Below are 9,437 nucleotides of genomic sequence, written 5' to 3'. Positions count from 1 at the left end.
GGTGCGCGCCTCGTACCGTCCCAGCGAGTTCTCCGCGACGGCGCCGGCGGCGCGTATCGTCAGCCAGGCCGCCGCGAAGATCGTCAGCATCGCCAGCAGGTTCTGGATGATGTCGTCCCGGCGCAGGTGGAGGTCGAACGCGCTGTGGGCGACCTGCACCGCGGACGAGGCGAGCAGCACCTGGAGCGGGAGCTGGCAGCGCCGCATCAGGCGCCAGAGCCGGGTGTCGGGGTGGCGGGCGTCCGCTGCGCGCAGCGCCCGGTCGATCAGCCACCCGAGGGCCAGGGTGAGCGCGATGGTGCCGCCGATGACCGCGAGCGGCCGCAGCACATCGTCCATGGGTTCCTCCAGCCTTCCCGTCACCCGTCTGCTTGCTTGCGTCTGCAAGGCTAGCTGGCAGGATGGCTCGTCCGAGAGCCGCGCGTGGCACGAGAGGGCCGGTCGACACGTGAGTCATGTCATGCTCTTCCACTCCGTCCATGGGCTGCGCCCCGCGGTCGTGGCGGCGGCGGAGCGCCTTGAGGCCGCCGGTCACCGGGTCGTGGCGCCCGACCTCTTCGACGGGCACACCGCCGCGTCACCGGACGAGGGGATGGCGATCTCGCAGGAGATCGGCCGGGACGAGCTGCTGCGCCGGGCCATCGCCGCCAGCGCCCCCGGCGCGGACTCCGGGACGGTGTACGCGGGCTTCTCGCTGGGGGCGGCGCTGGCGCAGAACCTGGCGCTGGGGGACAGCAAGGCCAGGGGGCTGCTGCTGTTGCACGGGACCTCGGACATCGCGGAGGACGCGGCGGCCGACGGGCTGCCGGTGCAGCTGCATGTCGCGGACCCCGACCCGTTCGAGCCGAACGACTGGCTGAACGCCTGGTACCTGCGGATGCGGCGGGCCGGGGCGGATGTGGAGGTCTTCCACTACCAGGGCGCGGGCCACCTGTACACCGATCCCGAGTCGCCCGACCACGACGCGGAGGCCGCCGAGGCCACCTGGCGCACGGCGCTCGGGTTCCTCGCGGAGCTGGGGTGAACGGGGCCGCCGGCGGGCGGATCAGTCGTCCTCGCAGCGGCTGTTCGCCAGGTCGTCGGGGTTGCACAGCAGGTCCGCGTCGCCGGGGTCGCGGCTGAGGTAGCGGCCGACGCACTCGTTGCCCGTGGTCAGGCCGTGCGCGGCACAGTACGCGAGGGCCTCGTGGCCGTCGGCGAACGGGCCGGGCGCGTAGATGAACCAGTACCCGGGCCGCAGCGAGGGGTAGTCGGTGCTGAGCAGCACCTCGGCGTCCGGGACCGTGGCGCGGACGGCGCCGAGCCGCTCGTCCCTGACCCCGGTGCCCGAGCCGGCGGGCTCGGAGAACAGCTGGGCCACCCACCGGCCCTCCTCGTCCTCCTCTCCCTCGCCGTCCTCTCCCTCGCCGACCTCCTCGGGACTCTCCTCGGGACTCTCCTCCGTGTCCGGCGGGGAGGCGACGGGGGTCTCCGCCTCCGGCCCGCCGGGGGTCTCGCTCCCGGTGCCGCCGCCCGCGCCCGGCCGCTCCCGGGTGTCGGGGCCGCCCATGGCCATCACCGCGGCCGTGGCGCCGACGCCGATCACGAGGGCGGCCCCGGCGGCGGCGGTGATCAGCCCGAGGCGGTGCCCGCCGCGCGGCGGGGTGGGCGCCGTGCCGGTGGTGGCGTCGGGCGCGGCCGTGGGCGCGGGGTGCGGGACGGCGGCGGTCTCGGTCGGGCTCCGGGACCAGCCCTGCTCGGCCGCGGTCAGCATCGCATCGAGGCGGGCGGCGCGGGGCCGGGCGGCGGGGTCTTTGACCAGCAGCGCGGTGAGCACCTCGGAGAGCGGCCCCGAGCGGGCCGGTGGCGGCACCGGGTCCTCCAGGACCGCGGAGAGCGTGGCCAGCGTGGTGCCGCGGCGCAGCGGGCTGTAGCCCTCGGTCAGGATGTAGAGCATGATGCCGAGCGACCAGAAGTCGGCCGCCGGTTCGTCGCCCCTGCCCCTGACGCGTTCCGGGGCGATGTACTCGGGGGAGCCGATGATGCCGCCGGTCATGGTCAGCGAGGAGGTGCCGGCGATGGCGGCGATCCCGAAGTCGGTGAGGACCGCGGAGCCGTCCTCGCGGAGCAGGACGTTGGCCGGTTTCACGTCGCGGTGGTGGATGCCCTCGGCGTGCGCGGCCCGCAGCGCGGACAGCACGTGGCGGCCGTAGCGGGCGGCCTCGTGGGCCGGCACCGGGCCCCGGGCGGCGCGGGCCTCCAGGCTCTCGCCGCGCACCAGCTCCATCACCAGCCAGGGGAAGGGCGCCACATCGACGATGTGGTAAATCCGCACGACGTGCGGGTGGTTGAGCCGGGCGAGGGCGCGCGCCTCGCGCAGCACCCGCTCCCTGAGCGTGGCCTCCGCCCCGGGCCCCTGGACCTGCCCCGGGTCGGCGGGGCGCACCTCCTTGAGCGCCACCTCGCGGTGGAGCGCCTGGTCCATGGCCCGCCACACGGCCCCCATGCCGCCGTGGCCGAGCCGCTGGATCAGCTGGAAGCGGCCGTCGATGAGGTGGCCCGGTTCTGCCGACGTCATGGGGCACAAGCGTAGGGGAAGCCAACGGGCGGGCCGACCATGTGCCTTGGCGAACGAGGCACCGGTCGGCCCGCCCGGCGGCGGGGCGCGTCAGCCGGCCGGCGGCTGCTCGTCGACGCTGTTGGCCTCGATCACGGCGGCGAAGTCCTCGGGGGACGCGGGCCGTTCGATGACCTCACCGTTGAACTTGAGCGTGGGCGTGCCTTCCACGTCGGGGTCGGCCTGGAACTTCTGCGACATCTGGAGCGCCCAGACGGCGAAGGTGTCCTCGTTGACGGCGTCCTCGAACTCCTGGTTGCCCGCGAGCTCGGGGACCTCCTGGGCTATCGCGATCAGCCGCTCGTCGTCGCCGAACTCGTCGTCGGACTCCGGCGGATGGAAGTCCGCCGAGTAGAGGGCGTCGTGGTAGTCGAGGAACGCCTCGGGGCTGATGTCGAGGGCGGCGCCCAGCGCGCCCAGGGCGTTCTTGGAGCCGGAGCCGCCCAGGTTGCCGTCCAGGAAGGTGCCGAAGACGTACTCGACGGCGTAGTCGCCGTTCTCCAGGCCCTCCCTGACCGTCGTGCCGAGGGACTGCTCGAAGTCGGCGCAGGCGGGGCAGCGGGCGTCCTCGTAGAGGGTCAGGGTGTTGGCGGCGTCCTCCTCGCCGACGCGGACGGTCAGGCCGTCCTCGCCCGAGGCGTGGTCGGGCGCGGCGGTCGGGAACTCGCCCCCTCCGCCGTTGTCGACCTGGGACTGGACGGCGCCCCAGTCGGTGTCGTCGTCGCCGCCTCCCATGGTGGCGACGGCCATGCCGATGCCTCCCGCGCCGGCGAGGACGGCCACCGCGGAGCCGGTGACGATCAGCCGGCGGCGGATCGTCGCGCGCCTGGTCTGGCGGTCGCGCTCGGCCTTCAGGCGCTCGCGTGCGGCTCTCTTGGCCTCGGGGGAATTGCGCTTGCTCATGTCGGATGTCTCCGTGAACGTGTCGGATGGCTGGTCGGCGTGCCCGGCCCGTTCGGCGACCGCGGGGCGGTCAGCGAGCGGGCGCGGGGCGCGGCGGCCCCCGACGCGGTACGGAGTGGGCGAGCAGAGGGAGCGCGGGGGCCCGGGGGGCGCGGCGCGGGCGGCGGGGCGGCGGGGCGGTGGCCGGTGGGAGTCCGGCGCGGCCGGCGACCGCGATGAGCAGCGGCCGGAACGTGGCGGCGGCGGCCGAGGAGAGGAGGCGGGCGAGGCCCCGTTCGCCGCCGCGCAGCCAGCACGCGGCGGCCAGGCCGACCAGGAGGTGGGCGCCGAGCAGCGCCCAGGGCCCGGCGGGGGCGGCGGTGGTCAGCGGGGCGTGGCCTGCGGCGGCCAGCGAGGCCAGCGGAGTGCCGAAGTCCCCGCCGCCGCAGAGCAGATCGACGCCGAGCAGCCGCAGCGGCCCGGTCACCGGGCCGCCGCCCGGGCCGTAACAGGTGGCCTGCCCGGTGGTGAAGACGGTGTCGGCCGCCAGGTGCAGCGGTACCAGCAGCGAGGCGATGGCGCCGAAGCCGCGCTCGCCGTCGCCGACGAGCAGCAGGGCGAGGGCGAAGACGGCCGCCCCGACCGCGGCGACGGTCGGCGCGGGAAGCGGCGCCCCGGAGAGCAGCACATGGGCGCCGACGGAGAGCGTGACGCAGAGCGCGGCGAAGACCGCCGCGCGTGCCACGCGCGTTCCGGGAGTCGATATGCCCATCGGAACCGAGTGTGCCACGGCGGCGGACGGAGAGGTACGGGGTGGCGCGGAACGTGTGTACCGGTGGTGCGGGGGGTGTGTTCCCGGGCCGTCCACCGGGCACCGTCCTGACCTTGGACATTGCTGATCATCGGGCTCTGACCTGCGGAAACGCCGATGGACCCGAGTGCTGACCTGGCGGCTCGACGGGGCTTTCACGGATGTAGGGTCGGGGGATCCCTGACCCTGCTGCGGAAGGCCCGTGGAGTGACCAAGCCCTTCACACACCTGCATGTGCACACCCAGTACTCGCTGCTCGACGGGGCGGCGCGGCTGAAGGACATGTTCGCGGCGTGCCAGGAGATGGGCATGTCACATATCGCCATCACGGACCACGGGAACCTGCACGGCGCCTACGACTTCTTCCAGCAGGCGCGGGGCGCGGGCATCACGCCGATCATCGGCATCGAGGCATATGTGGCGCCGGAGTCGCGGCGGCACAAGCGCCGGGTGCAGTGGGGCCAGCCGCACCAGAAGCGGGACGACGTCTCGGGCTCCGGCGGTTACACGCACAAGACGATCTGGGCGTACAACGGCACGGGCCTGCACAACCTCTTCCGGCTCTCGTCCGACGCCTACACCGAGGGCTACTTCGTGAAGTGGCCCCGGATGGACAAGGAGACCATCGCGCAGCACGCCGAGGGGCTCATCGCGTCCACCGGCTGCCCCTCGGGGGAGGTGCAGACGCGGCTGCGCCTCGGGCAGCCGGAGGAGGCGATGAAGGCGGCGGCCGAGTACCGGGAGATCTTCGGCAGGGACCGGTACTTCCTGGAGCTGATGGACCACGGCCTGGAGATCGAGACCCGGGTGCGGGACGGGCTGCTGGAGATCGGCAGGAAGCTGGGCATCCCGCCGCTGGTCACCAACGACTCGCACTACACGCACGCGCAGGAGGCCAGCGCGCACGACGCGCTGCTGTGCGTGCAGACCGGCAAGAACCTGTCCGATCCCGACCGCTTCCGTTTCGACGGGACCGGTTACTACCTGAAGTCGCCCGAGGAGATGTATGCCATCGACTCCTCGGACGCCTGGCAGGAGGGGTGCGCCAACACCCGCCTGGTGGCCGAACAGGTCGATGTCTCCGGCTGGTTCGAGCCGCGCGACCTGATGCCCCGCTTCGACGTGCCCGGCGGCTACACGGAGATCACCTGGTTCCAGGAGGAGGTGCGGCGCGGCATGGCCCGCCGCTACCCGGGCGGGGTGCCGGAGGACCGGCAGCGGCAGGCCGAGTACGAGATGGGCGTCATCATCCAGATGGGGTTCCCCGGGTACTTCCTCGTGGTCGCGGACTTCATCATGTGGGCCAAGGAGCAGGGCATCGCGGTGGGCCCGGGGCGCGGCTCGGCGGCGGGCTCGATCGTCTCGTACGCGATGGGCATCACCGACCTGGATCCGATCGAGCACGGGCTGATCTTCGAGCGGTTCCTGAACCCCGAGCGCGTCTCCATGCCGGATGTCGACATCGACTTCGACGAGCGCAGGCGCGGCGAGGTCATCCGCTATGTCACGGAGAAGTACGGCGCGGACAAGGTGTCCATGATCGGCACCTACGGCACGATCAAGGCGAAGGCCGCGATCAAGGACGCCTCCCGGGTGCTGGGCTACCCGTACGCGATGGGCGACCGGATCACCAAGGCGATGCCCGCCGACGTGCTGGGCAAGGGCATCCCGCTCTCCGGCATCACGGACAAGGACCACCCGCGTTACAGCGAGGCGGCCGAGGTCCGGGGGATGTACGAGAACGAGCCGGATGTCACGAAGGTCATCGACACCGCCAAGGGCCTGGAGGGCCTGGTCCGCCAGATGGGCATGCATGCCGCCGGTGTGATCATGTCCAGCGAGCGGCTGGTGGACCATGTGCCGCTCTTCGCGCCGAAGAACGACGGCGTGGTCGTGACGCAGTGGGACTATCCGACGTGTGAGTCGCTCGGCCTGCTGAAGATGGACTTCCTGGGCCTGCGGAATCTCACGATCATGGATGACGCGGTCAAGCTGATCAAGAAGAACAAGGGCATCGAGATCAAGCTGCTCGACCTGACGCTCGACGATCCGAAGACGTTCGAGCTGCTGGGACGGGGTGACACCCTCAGCGTCTTCCAGTTCGACGGCGGGCCCATGCGGTCCCTGCTGCGGATGATGAAGCCCGACGACTTCGAGGACATCTCCGCCGTCGGCGCCCTGTACCGGCCGGGGCCGATGGGCATGAACTCCCACATCAACTACGCGCTGCGCAAGAACGGGCAGCAGGAGATCACGCCGATCCACAAGGAACTCGAGGAGCCCCTGAAGGAGGTCCTCGACATCACCTACGGCCTCATCGTGTACCAGGAGCAGGTGCAGAAGGCCGCGCAGGTGCTCGCCGGGTACACGCTCGGACAGGCCGACCTGCTCCGCCGGGCCATGGGAAAGAAGAAGAAGGAGATCCTCGACAAGGAGTTCGTCCCCTTCCAGAACGGGATGCGGGCGAACGGCTACTCCGACGAGGCGATTCAGTCCGTGTGGGACGTGCTGGTGCCGTTCTCCGGCTACGCGTTCAACAAGGCGCACTCGTCGGCATATGGCCTTGTCACCTACTGGACGGCATATCTCAAGGCCAATTACCCGGCCGAGTACATGGCGGCGGTGCTGACCTCCGTGCGCGACGACAAGGACAAGTCGGCCGTCTATCTCAACGAGTGCCGCCGCATGGGCATCAAGGTGCTGCCGCCCGACGTCAACGAATCCGAGGCGCACTTCACCCCGCGCGGAGACGATACGATCGTATTCGGTCTCACAGCGGTCAGGAACGTGGGTCAGAACGTCGTGGACTCGGTCGTGGCCACTCGAAAGGCAAAGGGAAAGTACAGCTCGTTCCCCGACTTCCTCGACAAGGTCGAGGCCGTCGTCTGCAACAAGCGCACCGTCGAGTCGCTCATCAAGGCCGGCGCGTTCGACACCCTGGACCATACCCGCAAGGGCCTCACCGCCCATTTCGAGCCGATGATCGACAACGTGGTCCAGGTGAAACGCAAGGAGGCCGAAGGTCAGTTCGACCTCTTCGGCGGCATGGACGACAAGGGCGACGGCGCCGAGGGCCCCGGCTTCGGCATGGACGTGATCTTCTCGGACGAGGAGTGGGAGAAGAGCTATCTCCTGGCCCAGGAGCGCGAGATGCTCGGCCTGTACGTCTCCGACCACCCGCTCTTCGGTATTGAGCACATTCTGTCCGACAAGGCCGACGCGGCGATCTCCGCGCTCGCCGGGGACTACCAGGACGGCGCGGTCGTCACCATCGGCGGCATCATCTCCGGGCTCCAGCGCAAGATGACCAAGCAGGGCAACCCCTGGGCCATCGCCACCGTCGAGGACCTGGGCGGATCCATCGACTGCATGTTCTTCCCCGCCTCCTACCAGCTGGTCTCCACACAGCTCGTGGAGGACGCGATCGTCTTCGTCAAGGGCCGCCTCGACAAGCGCGAGGACGTGCCGCGCCTGGTCGCCATGGAGCTGATGGTGCCCGACCTCTCCGAGGCGTCGGCCGACGCGCCGGTGACCATCAGCATCCCCACGGTCAAGGTCACCCCGCCGCTCGTCGAGCGCCTCGGCGAGGTGCTGGGCCAGCACCGCGGCCCCACCGAGGTGCGGGTCAGGCTCCAGGGCTCCCGCACCACGACCGTGCTGCGCCTCGACCGGCACCGCGTGCGGGCCGACCCCGCGCTGTTCGGGGACCTCAAGGCACTTCTGGGGCCCGCCTGTTTGGCCGGTTGATGCCCGCATGTTGGACGGATGATGGAAGGCGCTTTACCAGAACGGGGCATTCAGAGGTCTACCTTCGAATAAGGAGCCAATCTCCGAATGAGGGGTGGATCGCCGTGGATGCTCGGATGATCGACAAGGCGGTATTCCTGTTGCGGCAGGTGCGTGTTTCCCGGCAGGAGGCCGTGCACGCACTCGCCGTCTATTTTCCCGGCACCGCATTCGAGGACCGGCTGCGCTGTGTCCACGAGGCGTGGGACATCGTGCGCCCGGGCGGTGCGCCGGCGGAATCGGTGAGATCCGAGGTGTCCGACGCGCGCTATTTCGCGGCGGCGCATGAGAGGCACGCGTTCAACGACTGATATGCGCGGTGAGCGGTGGCGCTCGCCGCCGCACGCGCGAGGGCGCGCCCCTGGTCCGGGGCGCGCCCTCCTCCATGTCCACCGCTCCGGCCTCTCAGTTGTGGCCGAAGCGCCTTTCGCGTTTGCGGTTCTTGGGTTGTTGCTCGACGGGTGGCTCCGTGCGCGGCTGCTCGGGCGCGGGCTCGGGCGCCGGCCTGCGGTCGCGATTCCTGTTCTTGGCCATGATCGCCTCCTGGCGCGGGCGTACCCGCCCTCGCGGGAACGCCGGCCCGCGACCAGATTCGCACGGGCCGCCATAGTTCGCATTCCGGGCGCGACAGGTGGCGGATTCGCCACGCCGAAGATCGAGTTGGCACAGATAACGGCGTCCCCTTCGGGCAGACTCAGGAAAACGCTCAGGAGAAGGAAGGTGCGACGTGGACCGCTGTGTCGTCCTGGTGGATGCCGGCTATCTGCTGGGCGCCGCCGCCAGCCTTCTCGCGGGGGAGCCGGCCCGCCCCCGCATCACCGTGGATCACGCCGCCCTCATCCAGGCCCTGCGAGAACGGGCCGAGGCCGACACCGGCTGCCATCTCCTGCGGATCTACTGGTTCGACGGCGCGCCCGACCGCGTTCCCCAGCCCGAGCACCGGCGGTTGCGCGTGATGCCGCGCGTCACCGTGCGCCTCGGGGCGCTCACCCGAAGCGACGGGCGCTGGGCGCAGAAGGGCGTGGACGCCGCCATGCACGCCGAACTCACCGAACTCGCGCGCAACCGCGCCTGCGCCGACATCGTGCTCGTCACCGGCGACGGCGACCTGCTGCCGGGGCTGATGTCGGCCAAGGAGCACGGGGTCGCCGTTCACCTGTGGGCCGTCCAGGCCGCCGACGGCGACTACAACCAGTCCGAGGACCTGGTCGCCGAGGCCGACGAGCGCCGCGTCCTCGACGACGCCGACCAGCACGCCGTCGACCACCAACGGCCCGCCGCTGTCCAGGGAGCAGGCGTCCACGCCGCCTTCGGGCAAGCCGGCGCAGACCATGCCGGGGGTCTGGACCTGCCGGGTGTGGG

Annotated in this window: 7 protein-coding genes and 3 pseudogenes; 4 read left to right on the top strand and 6 right to left on the bottom strand. The window is 71.1% G+C overall.

Annotated elements, in window-relative coordinates:
• Positions 1-339: pseudogene (locus ADY01_RS27400) on the bottom strand (mechanosensitive ion channel family protein); the annotation flags it as partial.
• A gap of 121 nt (positions 340-460) precedes the next feature.
• Between ADY01_RS27400 and ADY01_RS27395 the strand changes: the two are divergent.
• Positions 461-1,024, top strand: coding sequence for a dienelactone hydrolase family protein (locus tag ADY01_RS27395; protein WP_049578876.1), 564 nt, complete (start codon positions 461-463; stop codon positions 1,022-1,024).
• Positions 1,025-1,045: 21 nt separating this feature from the next.
• On the opposite strand, the gene ADY01_RS27390 is transcribed toward ADY01_RS27395, so the two are convergent.
• The 3 genes from ADY01_RS27390 to ADY01_RS27380 form a co-directional block, all read right to left on the bottom strand.
• Positions 1,046-2,557: a serine/threonine-protein kinase gene (locus ADY01_RS27390; protein WP_049578874.1), complete on the bottom strand. Its 1,512-nt coding sequence runs from the start codon at positions 2,555-2,557 to the stop codon at positions 1,046-1,048.
• Positions 2,558-2,647: 90 nt separating this feature from the next.
• On the bottom strand, positions 2,648-3,499 hold the full coding sequence (locus ADY01_RS27385) for a thioredoxin domain-containing protein (protein ID WP_049578872.1): 852 nt from the start codon (positions 3,497-3,499) through the stop codon (positions 2,648-2,650).
• A gap of 70 nt (positions 3,500-3,569) precedes the next feature.
• Entirely contained in the window at positions 3,570-4,250 is a 681-nt protein-coding gene (locus tag ADY01_RS27380; protein ID WP_049578870.1) for a hypothetical protein, read from the bottom strand.
• 246 nt (positions 4,251-4,496) lie between these two features.
• Here ADY01_RS27380 and dnaE point away from each other — a divergent pair, with 246 nt between their 5' ends.
• Entirely contained in the window at positions 4,497-8,036 is a 3,540-nt protein-coding gene (dnaE, locus tag ADY01_RS27375; RefSeq protein WP_049578868.1) for a DNA polymerase III subunit alpha, read from the top strand.
• A 116-nt stretch (positions 8,037-8,152) separates the two neighbouring features.
• Positions 8,153-8,386 carry a hypothetical protein gene (locus ADY01_RS27370; protein WP_049578866.1) on the top strand — a complete coding sequence of 78 codons (234 nt, stop codon included), beginning with the start codon at positions 8,153-8,155 and terminating at the stop codon, positions 8,384-8,386.
• A 94-nt stretch (positions 8,387-8,480) separates the two neighbouring features.
• Here the strand turns inward: ADY01_RS27370 and ADY01_RS41385 are convergent, their stop codons facing one another.
• Positions 8,481-8,609: a hypothetical protein gene (locus tag ADY01_RS41385; protein WP_267888483.1), complete on the bottom strand. Its 129-nt coding sequence runs from the start codon at positions 8,607-8,609 to the stop codon at positions 8,481-8,483.
• 193 nt (positions 8,610-8,802) lie between these two features.
• Here ADY01_RS41385 and ADY01_RS27365 point away from each other — a divergent pair.
• Positions 8,803-9,321 (top strand): annotated as a pseudogene (locus tag ADY01_RS27365) (NYN domain-containing protein); the annotation flags it as partial.
• 39 nt (positions 9,322-9,360) lie between these two features.
• Here ADY01_RS27365 and ADY01_RS40935 read toward each other — a convergent pair.
• Positions 9,361-9,408: pseudogene (locus tag ADY01_RS40935) on the bottom strand (hypothetical protein); the annotation flags it as partial.
• Positions 9,409-9,437: the final 29 nt, after the last annotated feature.

Source organism: Streptomyces sp. SBT349 (assembly GCF_001083795.1).
Taxonomy (GTDB): domain Bacteria; phylum Actinomycetota; class Actinomycetes; order Streptomycetales; family Streptomycetaceae; genus Streptomyces.
This window is presented reverse-complemented; position numbering and strand designations above follow the sequence as displayed.

Coding starts and splice junctions, on each gene's coding strand:
- ADY01_RS27395 (WP_049578876.1), top strand. CDS start 461: ATGCTCTTCCACTCCGTCCATGGGCTGCGCCCCGCGGTCGTGGCGGCG.
- ADY01_RS27390 (WP_049578874.1), bottom strand. CDS start 2,557: ATGACGTCGGCAGAACCGGGCCACCTCATCGACGGCCGCTTCCAGCTG.
- ADY01_RS27385 (WP_049578872.1), bottom strand. CDS start 3,499: ATGAGCAAGCGCAATTCCCCCGAGGCCAAGAGAGCCGCACGCGAGCGC.
- ADY01_RS27380 (WP_049578870.1), bottom strand. CDS start 4,250: ATGGGCATATCGACTCCCGGAACGCGCGTGGCACGCGCGGCGGTCTTC.
- ADY01_RS27370 (WP_049578866.1), top strand. CDS start 8,153: ATGATCGACAAGGCGGTATTCCTGTTGCGGCAGGTGCGTGTTTCCCGG.
- ADY01_RS41385 (WP_267888483.1), bottom strand. CDS start 8,609: ATGGCCAAGAACAGGAATCGCGACCGCAGGCCGGCGCCCGAGCCCGCG.